Genomic DNA, 24,289 nt, shown 5'->3' on the forward strand with positions numbered 1-24,289 from the left:
GCCGCGCGCCCCTTTCATGTTCCCGAAAAATACGACAGGTTCGGCGCAACTTTGGTTTATCACGGGGTACCGGTCATGGACACGACCTTTGCCGTCGGCTTTTTCGGCGCGCTTTTTGCAATTATGAACCCGATTACCAACCTTCCGGTTTTCCTGAGCGTCACCAACGGGTTGACGGTCGCAGACCAACGTAAGGTGGCCGTAAAGACGGCGCTGTATTGCCTGATCCTGGGCGGCGCCTTTGCGGCGATCGGCAGCCAGGCGCTTGGCCTTTTCGGGATCAGCGTCAATGACCTGCGCGTGGCCGGCGGGCTGGTCGTCCTGATGATCGGGCTGAATATGCTGAATGGCAGCGAAAGCAGCGCCCATCACGGTACGAGCAGTGAAAAAGAATCCTACCCCGCGCCGGAAACCGTCGCCTTTTATCCGCTTGCCTTTCCGATCCTGGTCGGCCCCGGAACGATAACGACCCTGATCCTTTATGCGCACCACGTCACCGGGCCCAAAAACGCCATCGCGTTTGCCGCAGTGTTCCTGGCGGTTGTCTTTCTGCTGCTTGCCACGTTCTGGAACGCGTCCGCCCTGGCGGGGCGACTGTCCGAAAACGCGCGGGTCATCATGAGCCGCTTCATGGGCATGATTCTGTCGGCCATCGCAATCAGCATGATCGCCGACGGGCTCAAGGCGCTGCTTCCGGGGTTGGCCTGAACGGCCCATCAGGCCGCGTTTCCGCCGGCCTTGGTCAGAACGAACGCATCCGCGCATTGCTTGGCCAGTGCGCGGACCCGGCCGATATAGGCCTGCCGTTCGGTCACCGAGATCACGCCCCGCGCGTCCAGCAGGTTGAAGATGTGGCTGGCTTTGATGCACTGGTCATAGGCCGGGTGCGCCATCACGATGCGCTTGCCGGTCTTGGGATCATCGTGTTCTTGCGCCAGAATGGCGGCACATTCGGCCTCGGCCTCTTCGAAATGGCGCAGCAGAACCTCGGTATTGGCCACGTCAAAGTTCCAGCGGGCGTATTCCTCTTCGGTCTGTTTGAAGATGTCGCCATAGGTCAGCGGGCTGGGCGATTGCGGGTCGTTAAAGGGCATGTCCATCACGTGGTCGATGCCCAGCACATACATCGCAAGACGCTCAAGGCCATAGGTCAGCTCGCCCGAAACCGGCGCACAATCATGGCCGCCAACCTGCTGAAAATAGGTGAACTGGCTGACTTCCATGCCGTCGCACCAGACCTCCCATCCAAGGCCCCATGCGCCCAGTGTGGGGCTTTCCCAGTCGTCCTCGACAAAACGGATGTCATGCAGGTCCATGTCGATGCCGATGGCCTCAAGGCTGCCCAGATACAGGTTCTGCAAATCCGGCGGGCTGGGTTTGATCAGCACCTGGTACTGATAGTAATGCTGCAAACGGTTCGGGTTCTCACCATAGCGCCCGTCAGTCGGGCGACGTGACGGCTGGACATAGGCCGCCGCCCAGGGCTTGGACCCCAACGCCCGCAGCGTGGTTGCCGGATGGAACGTCCCTGCCCCGACCTCCATGTCATAAGGCTGCAGGATGGCGCAGCCCTTCGAGGCCCAATAGGTCTGAAGCCGCAGGATGATCTCTTGAAAAGAGCGAGGCGCGCTGGACGGTTTGGTCATAACATTCCCTTTGGGCGCCCGCGCGCCCGGTTTCGTTGGGTTTTCCCTTTCCTATGCAAGGGGCCACGGGGCGTCAACGGGCCAGTTTGCCCGCGCTGTCGCTGTGCTGCCACACAGGAAATTCCCCGTTTCTGAACCATGGCAATCGGCAGGGTGTTTCGCGTAATCTGCGGCAAAGATTTGTATTCCGGAAGACGGGCAGAAAATGACACGCTTTATATTGGCAATTCCATTCCTACTTTTCCTTGGCATCCGCGCCGCTTTCGCGCAGCAGGATGACGGGGTCTGGGTCCAGATCGAGGCCCAGCCTTCGCTGCGCGAGGCGCAGGAAAGGGCACAGGCCTATGCCAATACGCTGCCCGACGTGAACGGGTTTCGTCTGAACAGCGGTTGGTACGCGATCGTGATCGGCCCGTATCTGCGTTCGGACGCGGAACAGGTTCTGCGTGTCTATCGCGCCGAGCGGCAAATCCCGTCCGACAGCTATATCGCGTTCTCCAGTTCTCTGGCGCAGCAATTCTGGCCGGTTGGGGCAAATATCCTTGATCGTGGCGTGGTGACGGCGCCGGTGCAGCCTGACCCGAACCCCGAACAGCCCGTGGCCGGCCTGACGCCCCAACCGGCAGAAGAAACCCGGTCGCAGGCCCTGCAGGCCGAGCGTCTGTTGACCGCGCAGGAACGGAAGGACCTGCAAACGGCGCTCAAGGCCGCCGGTTTCTATCAGTCGACCATTGACGGCGCCTTTGGTCAGGGCACCCGGCGTTCGATGGCAGATTGGCAGCGTTTCCAGGGCTATGAAGCCACCGGCGTGCTGACAACCCTGCAGCGCAAGGCGCTGATGGACGACTTTAACGCCCCGCTGATCAGCGCCGGGGTGGAAAGCTATTCCGATGCCGATGCCGGGATCACCATGGACTTGCCCCTGGCCCTTGTCGGGTTTGACCGCCACGAGGCACCATTTGCACATTTCAACAGCAGCACCGATCTGGGCGCGCAGGCATTGTTGATCAGCCAGGAAGGCACCAGGGACACATTGCGCGCGCTTTATGAGGTCATGCAATCACTGGAAATCATCCCGCTTGACGGTCCACGGGAGCTGGGCAAGGACCGGTTCACGATCGAGGCGCGCGGCAACGGGATCGTGTCCTACAGCCAGGCCGCGTTGAAAGACGGGCAGATCAAGGGCTTTACCCTGGTGTGGCCCGAAGGCGACGACGCCCGCCGCGAACGGGTTCTGGCGGCGATGAAGTCCAGCTTTGCGGTCACTGGCGGCGTGCTGGACGCGCGCGCCGGTGCGGATGCCGAACAGCGGGTCGACCTTGTGTCGGGTCTGCAGGTGCGCAAACCGCGCCTGTCGCGTTCCGGTTTCTTTGCCGACACAAGCGGCACGGTTCTGACAGTGGCCGAAGCCGCCGACGGTTGTACACGGGTCACGCTGGAAGGTGACCGCGAGCTTCAGGTCGCATGGGCCGACGCCGATCTGGGCGTTGCAGTCCTGCGCCCCAGCGGGTCGCTTGCTCCGATCAATGTGGCTGAGTTCAGCACGGCGCAGCCCCGGATCAAATCCGAAGTCGCCGTCGCGGGGTATTCCTACGAAGGCGTTTTGGGCGCCCCGACCCTGACCTATGGGCAAATCGCCGACATCCGGGGGTTGAACGGCGAAGACGGCGTCAACCGTCTGGCGCTGGCCGCACAGCCCGGCGATGCGGGCGGGCCTGTATTTGACGATGCCGGGCATGTTGTCGGCATGCTGCTGCCCACACAGGCCGAGGGGCGCACCCTGCCCGGCTCGGTCAGTCTGGCCGCCGGGGTGGAAACCCTGAACGCAGTTCTGGGCAAAGCCGGTGCAACCGGACAGCCCGCGCAGGAACATGCGCAGGTTTCGCCCAACGAATTGAACCGCCGCGCGGCAGGAATGACCGTGCTTGTGCAGTGCTGGGACTGATCCCGCCCGGACAATGCTAAGGACACAGGCGCTGCGGCACACGCGGCGCCTGTTTCGTTTTTGGGGGGCCGGTTACAGGATGTCCGGCGTCACATGGATCAATGTCGGTACCGGCGCGTCAAATGCGGCGCGCACCGCCTGCTGCATGTGCTGCAGCGTTTCCGGGGCCGCCGACAACGCCCCGAACGCCTCGGCCAGCTTGCAGAAATCAGGGTTGCGCGCGACGACCGCATTCGGTGCGATCTGACTGCCGACCATGCTGTCCTCGATCTCTTTCAGCTTGCCGTTGTCCCAGACAATTATCGGCAGGGACAGGCCCAGTTCGACCGCCACGCCCAGCTCTTGCATTGTATAGTGAAACCCGTAATCCCCGGCGATCACCGCAGTGGGACTTCCCCGCCGTGCAACCGCGCCACCAATCGCCGCGGGCAATGCATATCCAAGTGTTCCGAACCCGGTGGGATGATGCCAATGATGCGGATATGCCATATCCCATACCTCTTTTGCGGCATAGGCGAACTGGGTCATGTCGGAATAGATCATGGTGTCCGCAGGCATCGCCGCGCGCAACGCATCCGCGACCGGCACGATCCCCGGTCGTTCTGCATCGACCTCGGCGCGCCAGCGCGCCCGCGCGGCGGCCACCTCATCTGGCTGCCAGCCGGTTGCGGGCTTTGCCTCTTGCGTCGCGGCCCACAGGGCATGGGCAAAGCTTTCGGCATCGGCCTGCAACTTGACAGCCGCGCGATGGTGATCCGACAGCACTTCGGGGTCCAGATCGACGCGCACCAGGTTGGGCACGGGTCCAAGGGCCTTGCGCCACAGGTCAACCTCGGCCAGTTCGGTCCCGACGGCCACCACAAGATCGGCCGAGGCGGCAAGATCCGCACTGCCCGGCCGGGCCAGAACGGCGCCGAAATCCAATGGGTAATCTATCCCCACCAATCCGCGCCCCGCATAGGTGGTGATGCAGGCCGCGCCCAGCTGGGTCAGGATTTGCCGCCACAGGTTCGACCGGGCACCGCCGCCCAGAACGAACAGCGGACGTTTCGAAATGTTCAGCATCGACAAGACAGGCGCGACTTCCAAAGCAGCCGTTTGCGTGCGCAGCCCATCCTGGTTGGGAAAGGGCGCGGGCCCGGCATCGGCTTCGAGCTGAGCGATGGGAACCTGGATATGCTTGGGCCGGGGCCGCGACAGCGCGAATTCCTCAAAGGCGCGCTCGACCAGCTCATAGGCCGCGGCGGCACTGTTGGCCTGGCACGACCAGTCCGCCACCGTTTCCGCCGCGGCGCGCTGATCCTTCATCTGGTGCAACTGGCCCCGGCGGGCCTGTGTTTCGTCCAGGCAGGACGACAGCACAAGCATGGGAACCGAATCCGAATAGGCCTGCCCCATCGGTGTCATGATATTGCACAGCCCCGGCCCCGTGATGACATAGGCAACGCCCGGTTTACCGGTCGCGCGGGCATAGCCGTCGGCCATGAAACCGGCCCCTTGTTCATGCCGGGCCAGAACATGGGTGATCCCGGCTTCTTCGATCCCACGGTACATTTCCTGGTTGTGAACGCCGGGAATACCAAAAATCACATCGACGCCGCGATCCCTGAGCATATGCGAAATCTGCGCACCGAGGGGTCTTTTCATCAGTTTCTCCAGAATTGAACGGTAAAGATCGCGTATACGGCCAGCAGCTCCAGCCGCCCGACCAGCATCCCGATCGTCAACAGCCATTTCGCGGCATCGCCAACGCCTGCAAAGTTGCCTGCGGGCCCGATCTGATCCCCCAGACCCGGGCCGATATTGGCCAGCGCGGTCGCAGCGCCCGAAACCGAGGTGATAAAGTCCAGGCCCGTCAGCGCCAGCGCCCAGGACAGCACCCCCAGCGACAATACGAAGAACATGAAAAAACTCATGACCGAGGTCAGGACATCGCGCCCGATGGGGCGCCCGTCATATTGCGGCATGAACACGCCGTGGGGCGAACGGATCCGGCGGATCTGCGTCTTGATCGACGCAAAAAGCAACTGATACCGGAAAATCTTGATCGAACAGGCGGTCGACCCCGCGCAGCCCCCGATCAACCCGATCAGAAAAAACAACATGACCGGAAAGCTGCCCCAGCCCATATAGTCCACGCTGGCATAGCCCGTGCCAGAGATGATCGACGTGATATTGAACAGCGATTCCCGAAAGGCCTGTTCCCAATGATGCGGAAATACCGAGGTCAAAAACACCGACATGATGACGACAAGAACGGCAATCGTCGCCAGGAAGACGCGGATCTGGCTGTCTCGCCAGAGCGAACTGGTGGTTCCGTTGACAAATTGCACGTAGCGCACGAATGGCAGCGCCGCCAGGATCATAAAGACCGACGCGGCGTATTCCGCCGGCCCCGAAAACGTCCCGAACGACGCGTCATAGTTGGAAAACCCGCCGGTTGAAACGGTCGTCAGCGCGTGAACCAGAGCATCGAAAAAGCCCATGCCCAAACCGGCATAAACCAGGGCGCAAACAAAAGTGAGAAAGACATAGATCAGGGAAATCTGGCCCGCGATCTCTTGCGCGCGGGGCAGGATCTTTCCCATGGTTTCGAACCCTTCCGAACGGAAGATCTGCATCCCACCAACCCGCAATTCGGGCAGGAAAACCATCGCCACGACGATGATGCCGATACCGCCCAGCCATTGCAGGATGCCCCGCCACAGCAGCAGGCCGCGCGGCAGGTTGTCGAGCCCCGATATCACCGTGGACCCGGTTGTCGTCAGCCCCGACATCGCCTCGAAATACGCATCGACAAACCGCAGTTCGGTTTCACCGAACAGGAACGGAATGGCCCCGAAAACCGGTAGCGCGACCCAAACACCGGACGTCAGCAGAAAGGTCTGACGGATTGTCAGCCCCTCGCCCACACCGTTGGAACAGCTCATGGCCAGAACGGTCCCGGTCAGAATCGTCAGGACCGCGCTTTCCAGGAAAACATGCCACTCGCCCCGCCCCTCGATCATATCGGCGAGCATAGGCAGCAGCATGGTCGCCCCAAGAATGGCGACCAGCAGACCAATCACATATCCGACCGGGCGAAGATCCATCATGACGCGCAGCGTTGGCGTGGCTGCGCGACAGTGTCAAGCAGATGATCCCGGATCAGTCCTTGGTTTTTGCCGTCGCGGCGGGCATTGCCGGCGGTTTGGACGGCGCACGGGTGCGGCGTGGCGCGGGCGCGGCCTGTTCCTTGGCCTGAGCCGCCGGTGCCACGGCTGCCTTGGCCGGGGCCGCCTTGGTTGCCGCTGTCGTGGCGGTTGCAGGCTTGGCCGGAGCCGCTTGGGCCGGAGCCGCCTTCTTGGCGGGTGCCGGCTTTGACGCCGCCGCCTTGGCCGGGGCTGCGCGCCGTGTGGCGGTTGCCGGTTTGGCAGTGGAGGCCGCAGGTTTCGGCTGCGTTGCTGCCACAGCGGGTTTGGAAGCGGTTGGCGCCTTGGCCGTTACGGCAGGCTTGGGCTGCGCGGTTTTCGCCGCCGGTGCGGCGGGTTTGGCAGCCGCAGCTTTCGGCGCGGCCGATTTGGGCGCGGCGGTCTGCGCGGGCTTGGCCGCAGCCGGTGCGGGCTTGGGCTGTGCCTTGGCGGCGGGTTTCGGCGTCACGACCGCCTTGGCCGCGGGCGCGGGCTTTTCCGCGGGCTTGGCGGCAGGCGCGGGCTTGGCCACGGCCTTTACGGCGGGCGCCGGTTTCGGCGCGGCGGGCTTTTTCGCCTCCTTGGCAGCAGCCGGAGCCGCCTTGGCCTTGGGCGCTGCGGCCTTGGCCCGTTTGGCGGCCGGGGCGGCTGCCTTGGGTTTTGCCGCCACTTTCCTGGCAACAGGCTTTGGCGCGGGGCGCTTTTCAGGTGCTTTGGCCGGAACCGCCGCACTTGCATGCAGGGCGGTAATCGGTGCCATCGGCAATTCAAAGGCCGAGCGGGCCATAATCTGCATTACCTTCATTTGGCTGACCATCGTGTAACCTGCCATCCGAAAGAAGGCGGCCTGCAGCTCCAGCGGTTGCGAAATCGGGTTCATTACATGTTCTCCTGTGAATTCGATGCAGCCAAAATTTCGTGAGAAGCGCCCTGGCCGCTCCGATTTCTCGGGCGGGTTTGACCATATCGCAGTCCAAGGCGTTGCACGGCTCGGCTTCCTTCCGGGGCGCCGCACCCGTTCAGGCGCGGGGGCGCGGCGTTGCTGCATTCGCCCCCTGAATACAGGATTTCATCGCGCGCCGCAGCATTTTTCGCTGCAGTGCGGCGATAAGGCGCCGAGCATCCGGGAACCGCTTGCGATTTAGGCAGAATTTTCGGGGTTAACCGGTATGGAACAGGGTCGTGAACAAGCGCGGGTCAAGGCTGGCCGAAGCAAAGGTGGGGCCTTCGGTCAGAACCGATACCGCATCATGGCTGTGCAGGCTTTCCTGATGGCTGGCAACCACGCGGAAGTCACCGACATGATGATCCGCCAGAAGTTCCGCGCAGAAAAGGCGGGCCGCATCTTCGACAAAGATCGGGTTTGCGGCGTTCAGCTCGGCAAAGGCCTGTTCGTCCTCACGCTTGACCATCACCTGGGTTTCCGTGGGCACCGCGCGACGGCAAAGCGCAATCAGGTCTTCGAACCACAGGCAGTCAGTGTCGCAGTCGACCACGACCGAAATACGCGCCACGGACCGCTGGGAATGCGGGGTCGCCAGCTGCCCCCGCGTGGCCCGCGCATGTTCGCTGAGTTCCAGCGAGCACGGGCAGGTCGACGAATAGACATAGTCCAGATGCATGATCTTTTGCCGCACGCCGCCTTGTTCGACCAACTCGAGGGCAAAATCGTAATACTGATACCCGTCCAGACCGGAACGCAGGCTTTTCACCCGGTCGGGATAGGAAAACCGCATCTGGATACGGGCATCAAAACTGTCCAGATCGGTCATATAGTCGCTTAGGGCGGCTTCCATGACTTCGAAACTGAAAGTGCGTTCGGCATGTTTGTAAAAGGACCGCATGATCCGGGACATGTTGATGCCCTTCTTTTCCGCCTCAAGGCTTACGGTGCCCGTGATCGAGGTTTCAAGAGTCAGGTCGCTGCCATGTTTGCGGTGGAACCGGATGGGCAGGCGGAAATTGGAAATCCCTACATGCTGAATCTGCTGTTTTGCGCCCCGGATCAGGCTGGAGGGGCCGTTTTGCAGGTCCGGCAAGGACGCGCGATAGGCTTCATCGACCTTGAAATCCTCGGGGTAGTCGCGCGAGAAAGCGGGATAGTTCCCCGTCATCATCGCCGGAACCAATCGCGCTAATGCGGGATCAAGTTGGTTGATTTCGGCCGGTGACGCGGTTTTTGCCCACTTGCTCAGGACCTTTAGGGCGGCTGCGGCTGCCTCGCTGTCCGGAGTTTCGTCAATATCGCGCGGAAAAACGTTCATCGTCTGCGTTTCCTTGGTTGAAGACCGGAATATAACCCACTGGATCACTATTTCCAGCCTGCCCCTGTTCGGGCGGTATATATCCGCCCGATTGGAAAAGTGACGGTATATAACCGTCACTTGCGTTTCGAATGCGTCACGATCGCCGCCGCCGCTGCGGCGGGCACCGTAATTACGCTAGGCCTGCGACACGGCCAGGGCCTGACGGATGTCCGACAAAAGATCGCCCGCATCCTCGAGCCCGATGGACAGGCGCACCAGACCCGGCGTGATACCCAGCGTATCCTTCTGTTCGTCACTCAGACGTTGATGCGTTGTCGTGGCCGGATGTGTCGCGATGGATTTGGCATCACCCAGATTGTTCGAGATCACCGGGATCGTCAGCGCGTTCAAAAAGCTGAAAGCCCCACGCTTGCCGCCCTTGATATCCAGCGACAGGACCGTCCCGCCTTTGCCGCCCAGCTGGGTTTGCACCAATGCGTTCTGCGCGTGCGACGCCAACCCCGGATACAGCGTGCGTTCCAGCGCTTCGTGCCCTTCAAGCGCCTCGGCGACCTGCTGCGCCGTCTCTGCCTGGGCGTTGACCCGCAGCGACATGGTCTCAAGCCCTTTGAGCATGATCCACGCGTTGAACGGGCTGAGCGCACCGCCTGTGTGTTTCAGATAGGGCTCGACAGTCCCGCGGATGAAATCCTTTGTGCCCAGGATCACCCCGCCCAGGGCGCGGCCCTGCCCGTCGATATGCTTGGTCGCCGAATAGACCACGACGTCGGCCCCCTGTTCGATGGCCCGGGAAAATACAGGGGTCGAAAACACGTTGTCCACGATGACCGTTGCCCCGACCGCATGCGCCAGCGTCGCCACGGCGGCGATATCGATCACCTCAAGCGTCGGGTTCGACATGGATTCAAAGAACACCGCCTTGGTGTCGGGCCGGATCGCCGCGCGCCATTGCGCAAGATCGGTTCCATCGACAAATGTCACCTCGACGCCAAAGCGTGTCAGGATGTTCTCGAGAATGAAAAGGCACGACCCGAACAGCGCTTTTGCCGAAACGACATGGTCGCCAGCCTGCAGCATCGCGGTCAGCGCGGCGTTGACCGCAGCCATGCCTGACGCGGTGGCAAAGGCGTCCTCGGCCCCTTCCAGCGCGGCGATACGCTGTTCGAACATCGAAACGGTCGGGTTGCCGTACCGGGCATAGATAAACTCGTCCGGGCCGGATTCGATAAAACGTGCCTCGGCCTGTTCGGCAGTGTCATAGACAAAGCCCTGCGTCAGAAAAATGGACTCGCTCACCTCGTTGTACTGACTGCGACGAATGCCGCCATGGACGGCCTGTGTGCGTTTGTTCCAGCTCTCGCTCATGTCTTCCCTTTCAGCCCCGGAACCAGAGGGCAAATCAAAAAACCCCAGACGCGGTCAAGCGAAAGGGGTCTTTCATCCTGACCTTTTAGCGGTGTTGTTTAGCGTGGCCCGCAATCCGGTAACAAATCGCCACGTGGTTCCTGTTGTTGCCAATACGCCGCACCCGCAAAGGCGTCAACCCCGCCCTGCGCATCGTCACGGTTCTGTAACCGGGCATTCATCCAACCGTCATAGCGTTGTGACAGATCGGGGCCACAACATCTTGTATAGGGCAAGCCCATGCCGGTTATCAGGATCAACGCCATCAATGGCCGCGCTGCGCTGCACGGCTCGTCCCGCGCGGTTGACAGCGCGCTGCAGCAATCGCGCACCACCAAAGGCCCGGTCATCGTGATGACCCACGGCTATAAATACCGGCCCGAAGACCCGAACGGCTGCCCGCACCGGCAAATCCTGTCGCTGAGGCCCAGCGCGCAGCCCAATTACAGCCCAAGCTGGCCACAACAGCTTGGCTTTGGGTCGGGCTTTTCCGACGAAGGCCTGGCCATTGCCTTTGGCTGGGATGCGCGCGGCCCGTTGTGGGCGGCCCGGCGCCGGGCGGTGTCGGCGGGGCGGGTTCTGGCCCAGGTGATCACCCGATTACACCACATGGCACCCGGCCGTCCGATCCATTTCATCGGCCATTCCATGGGGGTCGAACTGGCGTTGGAGGCCCTGCACCACGTTCCCCCCGGTGCGCTGGGGCGCATCATTTCCATGACCGGCGCGGCCTATCGGTCGCGCACCGTTCAGGCCTTGCGCACCCCGGCGGGCCAAAGGGCCGAGTTGATCAATGTTACCAGCCGTGAAAACGACCTGTTCGATTTCCTGTTCGAACGCCTGATCCAGCCGCCCCGTGCCGGGGATCGCAGCATCGGAGCAGGCCTTGAAGCGCCGAACGCCGTGACGCTGCAAATAGATTGCGCTGCAACTTTGGACCATCTTTCTGGCCTTGTGTTCCCCGTCGCCGCACCGCAACGGCGCGTCTGCCACTGGTCCAGCTATACCCGGCCCGGTGTTCTGCGGGTCTATAACGCGCTGCTGCGCGACCCCAACGGGCTGAGCCTGGGCGCGTTGCGCCAGGGCCTGCCGTCACGTTCACAGCGGCGATGGTCACGACTTCTTGCGGGCCCCGCGTCACGTCGCCTCTTGCCGTTCGTGCAGAAAGCTTCATGATCCCCGGCAACCTAAAGGGGGCACCGTATGGCAAATCCGATTGACCTGTATTTCTGGCCAACGCCGAATGGCTGGAAAGTGTCCATTGCGCTGGAGGAAATGGGCCTGCCCTATCGCACGACGCTGATAAATATCGGCAAGGGCGACCAGTTCGACCCCGCGTTCCTGAAGATCGCCCCCAACAACCGCATGCCGGCCATAACCGACCCTGACGGCCCCGACGGGGAACCGGTTTCCGTTTTCGAAAGCGGCGCAATCCTATTGTACCTGGCACGCAAGACGGGCCGGTTTTTCGGCAAATCCGAACGGGACCGCATTGCCGTAGAAGAGTGGTTGATGTGGCAGATGGGCGGCGTCGGCCCGATGGCGGGCCAGGCGCATCACTTCCTGAAATATGCCCCACAGCTGGATCCGCCCCAGGACCTGCCCTATGCGAAAGACAGGTACCGGGCCGAGGTTGCGCGGCTTTACGGCGTGCTTGACCGGCGGCTGGCGCAGAACGAATACGTTGCAGGCGATTTCTATTCGATCGCGGACATGGCGATCTGGGGCTGGGCCAGCCTTTGGGAAGGTCAGCAGCAAGAGCTTGAGGATAAACCCCATCTCGCCCGCTGGCTTACCACCGTCGGTGCGCGACCGGGTGTTCAGGCAGGCCGCGCCCTGCATGCCGATCTGCGCCGCGACCACAGGTCGAAACAGGCCCAGGGCGTTTTGTTCAAACGCTAGGCTCCAGCGCGCATGAGGCAACGGCTCCGAAGCCCTTGCGCCCCTGGCACCCGGAAAAACCCGTGGCGGGCGCCCCTAAGTTTGGCCCGCAACGGACGTGACTTTGGACACGCGCCGGGTCCGGCACTTTTTTCTAGAAAGATCGAGTATTTTTGCGACGGAATGGCAGGCCCCGCCCGTTACAAGTCACAGAACGCTTCACTGGCACACTGGCCCGGACCCCGAAATTCCAAACACCCACGCACCACCCACCCTCATTCACAAGGTTCATTCAATGACCAGATATTCAACATATGCCGCCCTGATCGCCACAACGCTGACTGCTGGCGCCGCACAGGCCGAAAACGTCGAAATCTATCTCTCGGATATGCTGGACAATTTCCAAAAGGGCTATTGCCTGGATATTGCCGGTGCCAAAGGGTTTGATGCGGACCCGGCCAAAGGTCTTCAGGGCCACACATGCTATAGCCCCAGCGGTGAACTTGGTGTGGATCAGATCTTTGATACCGACAAATTCGCCGACGGCACGCTCTATTTGCCTGAATTTGACGTCTGCGCCCAAGTCGCCTCGCCCGAGGCGGGCGCGTCAATCGCGCTTGCCGCGTGCGACGGCAGTGACGCACAGTCCTTCTCGTTTTCGGGTGAAGGGACCATTGCCCCCGCCGCCGCCGCCGATCTGTGTTTCACCGTGGGCCAGGACACCCGCAGCGGGCGCAGCAATGTCAACCAGATCAAGGCACTGACGCTGCAACCCTGCGCCCCCGATCAGGCCGCTTACCAGACGTGGAATATCCGCAATTCCGTCGACTAATGCAGGCATGACCCTGTTGGCCCGCATATGCGGGCCCCACCGTCGGGCGACCGCACATAAGATGCCGCCGCCCACACGGCGCAGCCAATCGCAACGCGGTTGCAACTCAGCCCCCGGCGTCCGCCCCCCGCACCAACACATCCAGCATGTCCGAGATATCCTCGATCTCTTCGGCAATCACATGTGTGACCGAATGCGCGCGCTGCATGCGCCCGGTGACCCGCAGCAGGCGTCCCGAAATCACCGCCCGGCGAAAGCGTTCGTATATCTTGCGCCAGATCACCACGTTCACGATGCCGGTCTCATCCTCAAGCGTGACAAAAATCACCCCCTTGGCCGTCCCCGGCCGTTGCCGCAGGATCACCAGCCCCGCCACCGTCAGGCGCGCACCTTCGGGCGGATCCTCCAACCGGTTGGCCGGCAGGCAGGCGGGCGGACGCGGCCAGTTCCGGCCTGATATCCGGGAGGGGGATGGGACAGCTTGCATAAGAACAAAAATAGAACAAACAACAGGAAAGTCCAGTCACGCCGTCAATGGTCGCAAATGAGGCTGGAAACACCTAAATGCCTTCACTAAGGAAGAATTCGACAATCGAAAGAGGAAGACGCACGCAATGGCAAAGATCACCTATGTCGAGCATGGCGGTACCGAACATACTGTCGACGTGGCCAACGGCCTGACCGTCATGGAAGGCGCCCGCGACAACAACATTCCCGGCATCGAGGCCGATTGCGGCGGTGCCTGCGCCTGTTCAACCTGCCATGTCTATATTCACCCCGACTGGGTCGAGAAAATCCCGGCCAAGGACGACATGGAAGAAGACATGCTGGACTTTGCCTTTGAGCCTGACCCCGCCCGCTCGCGCCTGACCTGCCAGATCAAGGTCACCGACGCGCTGGATGGGCTGGTCGTGCAGATGCCCGAAAAACAGATCTGATGCACCCCAAGGCGCCGCGCCCCCGCGCCCGCCTGTGGCAGCAACGGACACGCGGCGCGCTTCTGACGGCTGGCCTGTGGCTAACGGCATCCGCTCAGGCCCCACTGGCCGACACAATCGTCGCCGCCCGATATGCCGAACCGACAACCCGCTACGCGCATGGCGTCTTGGGTGACGATATCGAATACGGCGCTCTGCTTCTCGAGATCGGCCCCCGGCGCACCCTCCTTACGATCCGGCTGCCGCGGGAACGGGTTTTCGAAGACCTCGCGCCCCGTCTCGTGGATGTCACGGGCGATGGCCACCCCGAGGCGATGGTGATCGAAAGCCACCGCGATCAGGGCGCAAGGCTCGCGATCTACACCCAGGACGGCCTGCTGGCCGCCACCCCTTACATCGGCACGCCATTCCGCTGGCTCGCGCCCCTCGGCGCGGCAGATCTCGACGGCGACGGCCATATCGAAATTGCCTATGTTGACCGCCCGCACCTGGCCAAAACCCTGCGAATCTGGCGCTATCACGACGCCGGGCTGACACAGGTCGCAACCCTGCCCGGCCTGACCAATCACCGGATCGGCGAGGATTTCATCTCGGGCGGCATACGCGACTGCGGCACCGGCCCCGAACTCATCCTGGCCAACGCCAATTGGACCCGCATTCAGTCGGTATCCTATGACGGGAAATGGCAAGTAACCGACCTCGGGCCATATACCGGCCACCAAGGCCTCGCCGCCAGCCTCACCTGCTGATCCGCCTCTTCATCTGGCTGAAAATATCCTGGGGGTGAGGCCGCAGGCCGAGGGGGCAAAGCCCCCTTCCGACAAGTCACAGCGCGCGCCACCCGATGTCGCGGCGGAAAAACCCACCCGGCCAGTCGACGCCATCAACCATCGCATACGCGCGGTCCCGCGCATCCTGCAAGGTCGCGCCGCGCGCCGTCACGTTCAGAACACGACCGCCCGAGGCCACCACTTCGCCCCCATCGGCCTTGGTGCCCGCGTGAAACACCATGTTCCCGCTATCTTCGGGAAGATCGACCAACCCCTTGATGACAGACCCTTTTTCATAAGACCCCGGATAGCCATTGGCGGCCATGACCACCGTCATCGCATGATCATCAGCCCAATTCACGCGGGTGTCGCGCAGCCGCCCCTCGGCAGCGGCATGCATCAGGTCCATTGCCTGTGCGCCCAGACGCATCATCAGCACCTGGCATTCGGGATCGCCAAAGCGGACATTGTATTCGACCAGGCGCGGCTGCCCGTCCTTGATCATCAGGCCTGCGTAAAGCACACCCTGAAAAGGCGTTCCGCGGCGCTTCATCTCGGCGATGGTCGGGCGCACGATCTCATCCATGGCGCGGGCCTCGATCTCTGCGCTCAGGACCGGTGCCGGGGAATAGGCACCCATGCCACCGGTATTCGGACCGGTATCGCCCTCTCCGACGCGCTTGTGGTCCTGCGCCGTGCCGACCGACAGGATGTCCTCACCGTCGCACAGAACAAACAAAGACGCCTCTTCACCGTCCATGAATTCTTCGATGACCACTTCGGCCCCCGCACCGCCGAAGGCACCGCCAAACATGTCGTCGATGGCGTCCAGCGCGGTCTGTTCGTCCATTGCAACGATCACCCCCTTGCCAGCAGCCAGCCCGTCAGCCTTGACGACGATGGGTGCGCCTTGTTCGCGGATATAGGCCTTGGCCGGTTCCGCCTCGACGAACCGGGCATAGGCTGCGGTGGGCGCGTCTGCGGCATCACAGATTTCCTTGGTGAAACTCTTGGACGCTTCCAGCCGCGCCGCCTCGGCCGAGGGACCAAAGACCAGCACGCCCGCCTCGCGCAGCCGGTCGGCAACGCCTGCGGCCAGCGGCGCCTCGGGGCCGATGATGACGAAATCAATGGCATTTTCCTCGGCAAAGCTGACAACCGCGCCGCCATTGTCGATATCCAACGCCGCGCATTCGGCGATCTGTGCAATACCCGCATTGCCCGGCGCCACGATCAGCCTGTCGCATTTGGGGTTTTGCATCACCGCCCAGGCCAGGCTGTGTTCGCGCCCGCCGCTGCCGAGAATGAGGATATTCATGAAAGCACTCCGATCTGCTTGGCCTCGCCTGCGCGGCGTTCTAAGCTGCCCGGACATTTGACACAAGGCGCTGTAATGTCCGATCTGCTTGACGACCCGGTTCCGGGCCAGAACACCCCCGAATACACGGTCTCGGAAATCTCGGGCGAGGTGAAGCGCACCCTCGAAGGTTCATTTGGCCGGGTCCGCGTGCGGGGCGAGGTGGGACGCGTGTTCAAGGCCCGCTCGGGGCACCTGTATTATGACATCAAGGACGACCGGAACGTGCTGGCCTGCACAACCTGGAAAGGCCAGATCGCGGGATTGTCCGTTGTGCCCGAAGAAGGGCTTGAGGTCGTCGTCACGGGCCGCCTGACCGCATTTGGGGCACAATCGAAATACAACCTGAACGTTGACGAGGTCGCCGTCGCCGGACAGGGCGCGCTGATGGCGCTGCTGGAAAAACGCAAGAAACAGCTTGAATCCGAAGGCCTGTTTGCGCCCGAACGCAAGAAACCCCTGCCCTATCTGCCGCAGATCATCGGCGTCGTCACCTCGCCCTCGGGCGCCGTGATCCGCGATATCCTGCACCGGCTGCGCGACCGGTTTCCCCGCAAGGTGCTGATCTGGCCCGTTGCCGTCCAGGGCGCCAACTGCGCCCCCGAAGTCAGCCGCGCCATCCAGGGCTTCAATGCGCTGACACCCGGCGGCGCCCTGCCACGCCCCGACCTGATCATCGTGGCCCGCGGTGGCGGCTCGATCGAAGACCTCTGGGGTTTCAACGAGGAATCGGTTGCCCGTGCTGCCGCCGCCTCTGATATTCCGCTGATATCGGCGGTGGGGCACGAAACCGACACGACCCTGATCGACTTTGTCTCGGACCGCCGCGCGCCGACACCCACCGCGGCCGCGGAACTGGCCGTTCCGGTGCGCATGGAATTGCTGGCCTGGACCGGCGAACAAGGGGCCCGCCTGTCACGCGCCGCCACCGATGCCGTGCAGCGCCGCAGCCAGCGCCTGCGCGACCTGTCCCGCGCCTTGCCGCGCGCCGACAGCTTGCTGGACAGCCCCCGCCAGCGGCTGGATCAAGTGTCAGACCGCCTGCCCAGCGCCTTGATCCGCGGCGTGCAGACCCGCCGCGTCAAGCTTTTGGACATCTCGGGACACCTGCGGCCCTCGACGCTGCGCGGCCTGGTCGAAACGCGCCATGACCGCTGGCGCAACCTGTCATCCCGCCTGAGCCTGCGCCCGATCCGGCGCGAGCTTGACGCCCGACGCGATGCCCTCAGCCGGTTGGGCGACCGGCTGGCCACGGCACAGACCGCGCGGCTGGACCGGCTGCGCCATCAGGTCGAGGCCACGGACAGGCTGCGTGAAACGCTCAGCTACAAGGCGACGCTTGAACGTGGCTATGCGGTGGTGCGCGCAGGCGATCAGCTACTGACACGCAAAACCCAGGCCGAGCAACACGCCAATCTTGAAATCGAGTTCGCCGATGGACGCCTGAGCACCCGCCAAAGCCCCGGAGCCGAGCCCGCATCGGCGCAGAAATCCGCACCGAAGAAAAGCAAACCCGACAGCCCGGACCAGGGCTCATTGTTCTGATCAGACCCCGACTTCAGGACCATAACACACCATGTCCCGGCCAATTTCCTGGGCTTCGTACAGCTCAGTCGCCTCCGGGTTGCCTTCGAACCGGGCAACCAGCCCCTTGCCTGTGCGCGTAAACACCCAGCATTGCGGATCGGGCCGGTCCTGGTAGACGAAACAAATCTGGTCGTCACGCTGGTACCAGGTACCTTCCTTGCAATCGCCATCCAGAAACGACCAGATGACGCGCCGATTGGGCAAATGACGCTCGGCACCGTAAACACGCCCCTCAAACCCGTAAAACATCGTCTTTCCCAACGTATAGGCGTCGAATTCCGCCGCTGACATCGGCGATTGCGCCATGGCGGCCTGCGCGGACGCGGCCCACAGAATCATCAGGTACCTGTTCATGACCCCATTCTGGCAGAAGCCGCACGCCCGTTCCATCTCGCGCGCAGGCGCAGGCTAACCCGACGTAACGGCTTGTGGTTTTCTCGCGCTCGGGGCGTTTTTGTTGGCGGAGGAACCGACATGACGATCCTGCTCTTGGCCGCCGGAGCGGCCGCGCTGGCCTACCTACCGCTGACGGCGCGGCGCGCAAGCCCCTTGCGCAGCGTGCTCAAAACCGCCTCGGTCGCGCTTTTGGCGGTCGCAGCCTGGGGCCTTGCGACCCCGTGGCTGCTGATCCTGGCCCTTGCGCTCTGCGCGGTTGGCGACGCTTTGCTCTCGCGTGAGACCGACGCAACATTCATGGCCGGGATCGCGGGTTTTGCAGCCGGGCATCTTTCCTATATTGCGCTGTTTCTTACCGACCCGGCCAGTGACGCCGGGTTGATCCTGGACAGACCGGGCATGCTCTGGATGCTCATCCTGCTGGGCATCGTTGCCACCGCGCTCATCGTTCCCCGCGCAGGCCCTCTGAAAGCTCCGGTGCTGGGCTATATCCCTATTATTCTTGGCATGGGGCTGGCGGCGCTCGCGCTGCCTGAAACAGGCCCCTTGCGCTGGACGCTGCCCGCCGCCATCGCGTTCATTTCCTCAGACCTCATCCTTGCGACCGAGAAATTCCTGCTGCCCCGCGATCACCCGGCCCGGGCCGTCACGCCCTACCTGATCTGGCCGCTATACTGGGGCGCGCAAGCCGGTTTCCTGTTCGCATTCGCCTGACCCTTTGCAACTGCCGCAATTCCGCATTAGGTGAAGGAAACACCTGCGGAGACCAAGATGGCGTTTTTCTCAAAGCTCAAGGACCGGCTGTTCAAATCCTCCTCCCGGCTCGAACAGGGGCTGGATGCCATTGTCGAGGATGGTGGCGAGGAAACCGCACCCGATCCGGTCATTCCGGCCCCGGAACCCGAACCGCAGCCGGTTCCCGAACACCCCGAACCCGCACCGGCGCCACAGCCGGTCGAACCGCCATCCCCGGCCCCCGCTGACCCGGCGCCAACGCCGCCCCCGCCCGAAATCCCTGCATCGCGGGGCCTTCTGGGCCGGATGTTCAAACGCGACGATGACCGCACAACCGTGCGCCGCACACTGGACGACGACATGCTCGAGCAGCTCGAAGAGCTGCTCATCGCGTCGGATATGGGTGTCGATACCGCCCTGCGCGTGACCGCCAACATGGCCGAGGGCCGCTATGGCCGCAAACTCTCGGCGCAAGAGATCAAACAGTTGCTGGCACAGGAAGTCGCCCGCGTGATGGACCCTGTTGCCAAGCCCATGCCGCTCTACCCCAAGCGACCACAGGTAGTTCTGGTGGTGGGCGTCAACGGGTCCGGCAAGACCACCACCATCGGCAAACTGGCAAGCCAGTTCAAGGCGGCGGGCAAAAAGGTCGTCATCGCCGCAGGCGACACGTTCCGCGCCGCCGCAGTCGAACAGCTTCAGGTCTGGGGCGACCGCGCGGGCGTGCCCGTCCTGACGGCACCCGAAGGGTCCGACCCGGCCTCTCTGGCGTTTGACGCCCTGACAAACGCGCAAACTGACGGCGCAGACCTGCTGATGATCGACACGGCAGGCCGCCTGCAAAACCGCGCCGACCTGATGGAAGAGCTGGCGAAAATTGTCCGCGTGATCCGCAAAGTCGACGACACCGCACCACACAACACGCTTCTGGTGCTGGATGCCACTACCGGTCAAAACGCGCTCAGCCAGGTCGAAACCTTCCGCAAGCTGGCCGATGTATCGGGCCTTGTCATGACCAAGCTGGACGGCACCGCCAAAGGCGGCGTACTGGTCGCGCTGGCCGACAAGTTCGGCCTGCCAATTCACGCCATCGGTGTCGGCGAACAGATCGACGACCTCGCCCCTTTCGACCCGGAAGAATTCGCCGCTGCGCTGACCGGCCTGGACCAGTCATGATCCAACCTTCATCTGGCCCGAAATATCCTCGGGGGGTGTGGGGGGCAGACAGCCCCCCACCTGCGCCCCATACCGAAGGCCGCCGGGTTTGAGCGACTGGCTCATCTCACTGGAAGGCACCGAAGCCGGACATCAACTGGCGCTTGGGCTCGCGCTGATGGCGGCCTTTCTGCACGCCGTCTTTGGGGCGCTCCAAAAGGGCCGGCACGATCCCTGGCTGTCGCGGGGCGCCATTGATGCCTCCTACTGCCTCATGGCCGCACCGTTTGCCCTGTTCGTCGTGCCCTGGCCGGAACCCTTCATGTGGCCGATCTTTGCAACCGTCTGGCTGATCCACATTGCCTACAAGGTCCTGCAAGCCATGGCCTATACCAAGGGCTCTTACACCGTGGTTTACCCGGTCGTGCGCGGGACAGGCCCGTTGTTCACGGTCATCGGCGCCTATTTCCTGTTTGGCGAGGTGTTTTCGGTCACGCAATGGATCGGGGTCGGCACGCTGCTTGCGGGCATCTTCGGCCTCGCGCTCTATAACCTGCGCTTTCTGGAAACCGATCGTGACACGCTGGGCGCGGCCCTGGCGCTGGCTTTTGCCACCGGCCTGTTTGTCGCGCTCTACACCACCTATGACGCCTATGGTATCCGCGCGACGGCGGATCCGTTTACCTTTCTGGCCTGGTTCTTCATGATCGACGGCTTCGCGCTGCCCATCTATGCCTTCCTGCGGTGGCGCGCGATGATCCACCGGCCTGCGCCCGGACCGCTGATGCTGCGCGGGGTGGCGGGCGGGCTGGTCGCGTTCATGTCCTTCGGCGCGGTCATGATGGCCACGCGCCTGGACAAAGTGGGCGAAGCGGCGGTTCTGCGCGAAACCTCGACCGTATTTGCCGCGCTGATCGGCTGGCTTATCCTGAAGGAAACCGTAGGCCCAAGGCGCATTGCGCTGATGGCATTGATTGCACTCGGCGCGGTAATAGTTGAAATGGGCGGGTAAGCAGCAGGAATTGAACATGACAGGCAAGAAAGAGATCAACCCGTTTCTGAAACAGGCACTGGAACTCGGCCCTCCGCTGGCCTTTTTCTTCATCTACCTGCGTCTGCGGGATGACAATTTCCTGATCGGCGGCATCGAATATTCGGGTTTCATCGTTGCAACCATCATATTTGTCCCTCTGATGCTGGGGGCAATGGCCATCCTGTGGTATCTGACCGGCAAACTCAGCCGGATGCAGATTTTCACCGCGATCATGGTGATCTTCTTCGGCGGCCTGACCGCCTGGTTCAATGATGAACGCTTTTTCAAGATGAAGACCACATTGGTTTACGGGTTCTTCGCGATCACGCTTGGCATCGGCCTGCTGCAGGGAAAATCCTACCTGGCCTATGTCCTGGACGAGATGCTGCCCATGCGCCACGAGGGATGGATGATCCTGACCCGCCGCCTGTGCGCCTGTTTCGCGGTGCTGGCGGTGGCCAACGAACTGGTCTGGCGCAGCCTGTCGACGGACCTGTGGGTCAAGATCGAAACCTTCGGCTTTCCGATCGCCCTGATGATCTTCCTCATGCTGCAGTTCAACCTGTTGCAGGGCTATATGGACGATCCCGACCAACAATAGCGTCCCGGCCCCGCCCAAGCACTGGGCGGGGCTGCCTTTTTCAGGGCAAGCCCCCCAAATCCTGACAAAAACCTTGGCTAATCGGGCAAGCTGTGGAAAGTTGGGTCACCACCCGACCACTCAGACAGAGAATCCCTGCACCAATGACGGCCTTTCCCAATACCGGCTTTTTGTCAGAAGCATCCGACAGGCTGCGCACAATGCTGGCTGGACTGGCATCGGAAAAGGCGTTGGACCGGGGCGAAGTTCTGTTCGAGCAGGGGGACGAGGGCGATGCCCTTTACGCCATCATCGAAGGAACGCTCGAAGTTTCCTTTCTGGCGATGAGCGGCCGCAAGCTTGCCCTCAGCCTGATGCGCCCCGGTGAGATTTTCGGCGAAATCGCTTTGTTTGACAGTGGCCCACGCACTGCGACGATCACCGCTGCGGAACCGTCCCGCGTGTTGCGCGTGCGCCGCAACGACGTGATGAACCAGATCCGCCAGCACCCGGACCTGGCCGTTGACATGATTCGACTGGCGGGGTTGCGGATGCGCTGGATGGGCGTTCAGTTGAACGAACAGGTCTTTTTGCCAATGCCGGTCCGGCTGGCGCGCAAGCTGTTGCACCTGGCGGGCCAGCAGGATGATCCGTCCGAACGGATCACGCTGTCGCAAAGCGAACTGGCCGAATTCGTGGGCGCCACCCGCGAAGCCGTTTCCAAGACGATCTCGATCTGGAAACGCAACAACGTTGTCGAGGCATCCCGCGGCGGAATTCTGATCCAGGATTTCGACGCCCTGCGCCAATTGGCCGAATCCGACCTGATCTGACCGCGCGTTCCAGTTTTCGCACCACAAGTTGCGCGCATGTGATCCGCTTCACATACAACCGGGGCAACCGATTCTAGTGTCACAGATGTTACCGTAGGGGGCCGATCTATCATCCCCGATATCTGTCCAAAGGCCTCTCCTGCACCAGAGCCATATGCTGTCCCGGCATATGGCTCTTTTCTTTGTCCGCACGGGAAAACGCGCAAAAAGGGCCGAGGCTTTTGCCCCGGCCCCTTTTCAGAACGCGAACCTGTTCTTTTACTCTTCCAGGCCCAGCGCGACGAACCTGGGCTCGCCGCCCCGGCGGACCAACAACAGCAGCGACTTGCGCCCTGCCTCGCGGGCCTCTTCCATCCGCGCCTCTAGGTCGTCAATTGAAACAACCTTTTGCTGACCGGCCTCGGTGATGACGTCCCCTGCGCGCAGCCCCTTTGAAAAGGCTTCCGAAGATTCGTCGACATTGGTGACAACCAGCCCCTGGGCGTCGGCATCCAACCCCAGATCATCGCGCAGCGCGTCGGTCAGCGGCGAAATGGTAAGGCCCAGGATATCCTTGTTTTCCTCGGCCGGGGCCGCTTCTGGTTCGTCTTCGACACCGTTTTCGGCGCGCTCGGCATCCTCGCGGCGGCCCAGCGTGACCAGAACGGTTTGCGTACCGCCATCGCGATGGACAACCACCCGCACGGATTTTCCGACGGTGGTTTCGCCCACCTGACGGACCAGACCGCGTGTATCGTTCACCTCGACGCCGTCAAAGCTGAGGATCACGTCGCCCGCCAGCAGGCCCGCATCCTTGGCCGGGCCATCGGGCACATCGCTGATAAGCGCGCCACCGGGCTTTTCCAGCCCCATCGCCTCGGCCATGTCCTCGGTCACGTCCTGGATGCGCACGCCCAGCCAGCCGCGGCGGGTTTCCCCGAATTCGCGCAGCTGGTCGACGACCTTGACCACCACGTTCGACGCCATCGAGAAACCGATACCGATCGAACCGCCATTGGGCGACAGAATCGCCGTGTTCACGCCGATCACCTCGCCGTTCATGTTGAACAGCGGCCCGCCCGAGTTGCCGCGGTTAATCGCGGCATCGGTCTGGATATAGTCATCGTAAGACCCGCTGAGTTCGCGGTTGCGGGCCGAAACGATCCCTGCGGACACGGAAAAGCCCTGTCCCAGCGGGTTGCCCATGGCAATGACCCAATCCCCCACGCGGGCCGTGTCGCTATTGCCGAAGGTGACATATTGCAACGGGCCTGACGCTTCGACCTTGAGCAGGGCGATATCGGTCTTTTCATCCGTTCCGATGACCTTGGCCGGCAGTTCCTTTTTGGGTTGCCCCTGTCCGGGGAAGAACTCGATCAAAATCTCGTCGGCTTCGGCGATGACATGGTTGTTGGTGACGATATAGCCGTCTTCCGAGATCACAAAGCCCGAGCCCAGCGCATTGCTGCGGCGCGGGCGGTCTTCGTCCTCGCCGTTGCGGTCCTGGAATTCGCGAAAGAAATCTTCGAACGGAGAGCCTTCGGGTACGATGCCTTGCGGTCCCGCCTGCCCTTCGATCAGCGTTGTCGTTGTGATGTTGACCACAGCCGGGCTGATTTGCTCGGCCAAGGGCGCCAGGCTTTCGTTCCGGGCCTGCGCCACCAGGGTTTGCGCCAGCACGAACAGAACGCTGAGCAAGGCCAGCAACATCAGCCGCGCTTTGGCTGCCGCGTCGTTCGGGATGACGGTTTTACTGCGTGCTACTGACTGCACCTGGGGTC

General features: G+C 62.4%; 23 protein-coding genes and 1 riboswitch. Of the genes, 13 read left to right on the forward strand and 10 right to left on the reverse strand.

Features of this window, described 5'->3' with window-relative positions:
- Positions 1 to 75: 75 nt before the first annotated feature.
- Complete coding sequence (locus ACXAG8_RS03220) at positions 76 to 708, forward strand: MarC family protein (RefSeq protein ID WP_475222076.1); 633 nt, start codon at positions 76 to 78, stop codon at positions 706 to 708.
- A gap of 8 nt (positions 709 to 716) precedes the next feature.
- On the opposite strand, the gene ACXAG8_RS03225 is transcribed toward ACXAG8_RS03220, so the two are convergent.
- The gene (locus ACXAG8_RS03225; protein WP_475222077.1) at positions 717 to 1,646 is read right to left on the reverse strand and encodes a glycine--tRNA ligase subunit alpha; all 930 of its coding nucleotides are present in this window, start codon (positions 1,644 to 1,646) and stop codon (positions 717 to 719) included.
- A 205-nt stretch (positions 1,647 to 1,851) separates the two neighbouring features.
- Here ACXAG8_RS03225 and ACXAG8_RS03230 point away from each other — a divergent pair, with 205 nt between their 5' ends.
- On the forward strand, positions 1,852 to 3,591 hold the full coding sequence (locus tag ACXAG8_RS03230) for a serine protease (RefSeq protein ID WP_475222079.1): 1,740 nt from the start codon (positions 1,852 to 1,854) through the stop codon (positions 3,589 to 3,591).
- Positions 3,592 to 3,663: 72 nt separating this feature from the next.
- Here ACXAG8_RS03230 and ACXAG8_RS03235 read toward each other — a convergent pair whose 3' ends face one another.
- From ACXAG8_RS03235 to metZ, 5 genes are all read right to left on the reverse strand, one after another.
- Positions 3,664 to 5,238 carry a thiamine pyrophosphate-binding protein gene (locus ACXAG8_RS03235; RefSeq protein WP_475222080.1) on the reverse strand — a complete coding sequence of 525 codons (1,575 nt, stop codon included), beginning with the start codon at positions 5,236 to 5,238 and terminating at the stop codon, positions 3,664 to 3,666.
- Positions 5,238 to 6,686: a TrkH family potassium uptake protein gene (locus ACXAG8_RS03240; protein WP_475222082.1), complete on the reverse strand. Its 1,449-nt coding sequence runs from the start codon at positions 6,684 to 6,686 to the stop codon at positions 5,238 to 5,240. The genes ACXAG8_RS03235 and ACXAG8_RS03240 overlap by 1 nt, the downstream gene beginning before the upstream one ends.
- A 52-nt stretch (positions 6,687 to 6,738) precedes the next feature.
- Positions 6,739 to 7,641, reverse strand: a complete 903-nt coding sequence (locus ACXAG8_RS03245; protein ID WP_475222084.1) for a hypothetical protein — start codon at positions 7,639 to 7,641, stop codon at positions 6,739 to 6,741.
- Positions 7,642 to 7,921: 280 nt separating this feature from the next.
- On the reverse strand, positions 7,922 to 9,025 hold the full coding sequence (gene folE2 / locus ACXAG8_RS03250) for a GTP cyclohydrolase FolE2 (RefSeq protein ID WP_475222086.1): 1,104 nt from the start codon (positions 9,023 to 9,025) through the stop codon (positions 7,922 to 7,924).
- Between the two features lie 177 nt (positions 9,026 to 9,202).
- Positions 9,203 to 10,393 (reverse strand): O-succinylhomoserine sulfhydrylase, encoded by a 1,191-nt coding sequence (metZ, locus tag ACXAG8_RS03255; RefSeq protein ID WP_475222088.1) that lies wholly within the window; start codon positions 10,391 to 10,393, stop codon positions 9,203 to 9,205.
- A 65-nt stretch (positions 10,394 to 10,458) separates the two neighbouring features.
- Positions 10,459 to 10,536, reverse strand: a riboswitch (SAM riboswitch).
- A gap of 136 nt (positions 10,537 to 10,672) precedes the next feature.
- Here metZ and ACXAG8_RS03260 point away from each other — a divergent pair.
- From ACXAG8_RS03260 to ACXAG8_RS03270, 3 genes are all read left to right on the forward strand, one after another.
- The gene (locus ACXAG8_RS03260) at positions 10,673 to 11,608 is read left to right on the forward strand and encodes an alpha/beta hydrolase (RefSeq protein ID WP_475222090.1); all 936 of its coding nucleotides are present in this window, start codon (positions 10,673 to 10,675) and stop codon (positions 11,606 to 11,608) included.
- 27 nt (positions 11,609 to 11,635) lie between these two features.
- Positions 11,636 to 12,334: a glutathione S-transferase N-terminal domain-containing protein gene (locus ACXAG8_RS03265; protein WP_475222091.1), complete on the forward strand. Its 699-nt coding sequence runs from the start codon at positions 11,636 to 11,638 to the stop codon at positions 12,332 to 12,334.
- Positions 12,335 to 12,608: 274 nt separating this feature from the next.
- Entirely contained in the window at positions 12,609 to 13,145 is a 537-nt protein-coding gene (locus ACXAG8_RS03270) for a ricin-type beta-trefoil lectin domain protein (protein WP_475222092.1), read from the forward strand.
- A gap of 106 nt (positions 13,146 to 13,251) precedes the next feature.
- Here the strand turns inward: ACXAG8_RS03270 and ACXAG8_RS03275 are convergent, their stop codons facing one another.
- Positions 13,252 to 13,632: an OB-fold nucleic acid binding domain-containing protein gene (locus ACXAG8_RS03275; protein WP_475222095.1), complete on the reverse strand. Its 381-nt coding sequence runs from the start codon at positions 13,630 to 13,632 to the stop codon at positions 13,252 to 13,254.
- Between the two features lie 127 nt (positions 13,633 to 13,759).
- Here ACXAG8_RS03275 and ACXAG8_RS03280 point away from each other — a divergent pair, with 127 nt between their 5' ends.
- Together ACXAG8_RS03280 and ACXAG8_RS03285 are read left to right on the forward strand one after the other, a co-directional pair.
- On the forward strand, positions 13,760 to 14,083 hold the full coding sequence (locus ACXAG8_RS03280; protein ID WP_475222096.1) for a 2Fe-2S iron-sulfur cluster-binding protein: 324 nt from the start codon (positions 13,760 to 13,762) through the stop codon (positions 14,081 to 14,083).
- 167 nt (positions 14,084 to 14,250) lie between these two features.
- The gene (locus ACXAG8_RS03285; protein WP_475222097.1) at positions 14,251 to 14,832 is read left to right on the forward strand and encodes an FG-GAP repeat domain-containing protein; all 582 of its coding nucleotides are present in this window, start codon (positions 14,251 to 14,253) and stop codon (positions 14,830 to 14,832) included.
- 76 nt (positions 14,833 to 14,908) lie between these two features.
- Here the strand turns inward: ACXAG8_RS03285 and purD are convergent, their stop codons facing one another.
- The gene (gene purD, locus ACXAG8_RS03290) at positions 14,909 to 16,171 is read right to left on the reverse strand and encodes a phosphoribosylamine--glycine ligase (RefSeq protein WP_475222099.1); all 1,263 of its coding nucleotides are present in this window, start codon (positions 16,169 to 16,171) and stop codon (positions 14,909 to 14,911) included.
- Positions 16,172 to 16,246: 75 nt separating this feature from the next.
- Between purD and xseA the strand changes: the two genes are divergently transcribed.
- Positions 16,247 to 17,755, forward strand: a complete 1,509-nt coding sequence (xseA, locus tag ACXAG8_RS03295) for an exodeoxyribonuclease VII large subunit (RefSeq protein ID WP_475222101.1) — start codon at positions 16,247 to 16,249, stop codon at positions 17,753 to 17,755.
- On the opposite strand, the gene ACXAG8_RS03300 is transcribed toward xseA, so the two are convergent.
- The gene (locus ACXAG8_RS03300) at positions 17,756 to 18,151 is read right to left on the reverse strand and encodes a hypothetical protein (RefSeq protein WP_475222103.1); all 396 of its coding nucleotides are present in this window, start codon (positions 18,149 to 18,151) and stop codon (positions 17,756 to 17,758) included.
- Between the two features lie 120 nt (positions 18,152 to 18,271).
- Between ACXAG8_RS03300 and ACXAG8_RS03305 the strand changes: the two genes are divergently transcribed.
- The 5 genes from ACXAG8_RS03305 to ACXAG8_RS03325 all read left to right on the forward strand — a co-directional run bounded on the left by ACXAG8_RS03305 (position 18,272) and on the right by ACXAG8_RS03325 (position 22,529).
- On the forward strand, positions 18,272 to 18,907 hold the full coding sequence (locus ACXAG8_RS03305; protein WP_475222104.1) for a lysoplasmalogenase: 636 nt from the start codon (positions 18,272 to 18,274) through the stop codon (positions 18,905 to 18,907).
- Positions 18,908 to 18,964: 57 nt separating this feature from the next.
- Positions 18,965 to 20,104, forward strand: coding sequence for a signal recognition particle-docking protein FtsY (gene ftsY, locus ACXAG8_RS03310; RefSeq protein WP_475222106.1), 1,140 nt, complete (start codon positions 18,965 to 18,967; stop codon positions 20,102 to 20,104).
- Between the two features lie 88 nt (positions 20,105 to 20,192).
- Complete coding sequence (locus ACXAG8_RS03315; RefSeq protein ID WP_475222108.1) at positions 20,193 to 21,095, forward strand: EamA family transporter; 903 nt, start codon at positions 20,193 to 20,195, stop codon at positions 21,093 to 21,095.
- A 16-nt stretch (positions 21,096 to 21,111) separates the two neighbouring features.
- The gene (locus tag ACXAG8_RS03320; protein ID WP_475222109.1) at positions 21,112 to 21,717 is read left to right on the forward strand and encodes an inner membrane-spanning protein YciB; all 606 of its coding nucleotides are present in this window, start codon (positions 21,112 to 21,114) and stop codon (positions 21,715 to 21,717) included.
- 143 nt (positions 21,718 to 21,860) lie between these two features.
- Entirely contained in the window at positions 21,861 to 22,529 is a 669-nt protein-coding gene (locus ACXAG8_RS03325) for a Crp/Fnr family transcriptional regulator (protein ID WP_475222111.1), read from the forward strand.
- A 258-nt stretch (positions 22,530 to 22,787) separates the two neighbouring features.
- On the opposite strand, the gene ACXAG8_RS03330 is transcribed toward ACXAG8_RS03325, so the two are convergent.
- The gene (locus ACXAG8_RS03330; RefSeq protein WP_475222414.1) at positions 22,788 to 24,218 is read right to left on the reverse strand and encodes a DegQ family serine endoprotease; all 1,431 of its coding nucleotides are present in this window, start codon (positions 24,216 to 24,218) and stop codon (positions 22,788 to 22,790) included.
- Between the last annotated feature and the right edge of the window lie 71 nt (positions 24,219 to 24,289).

The organism is Ruegeria sp. ABD4_443 (genome assembly GCF_056160865.1).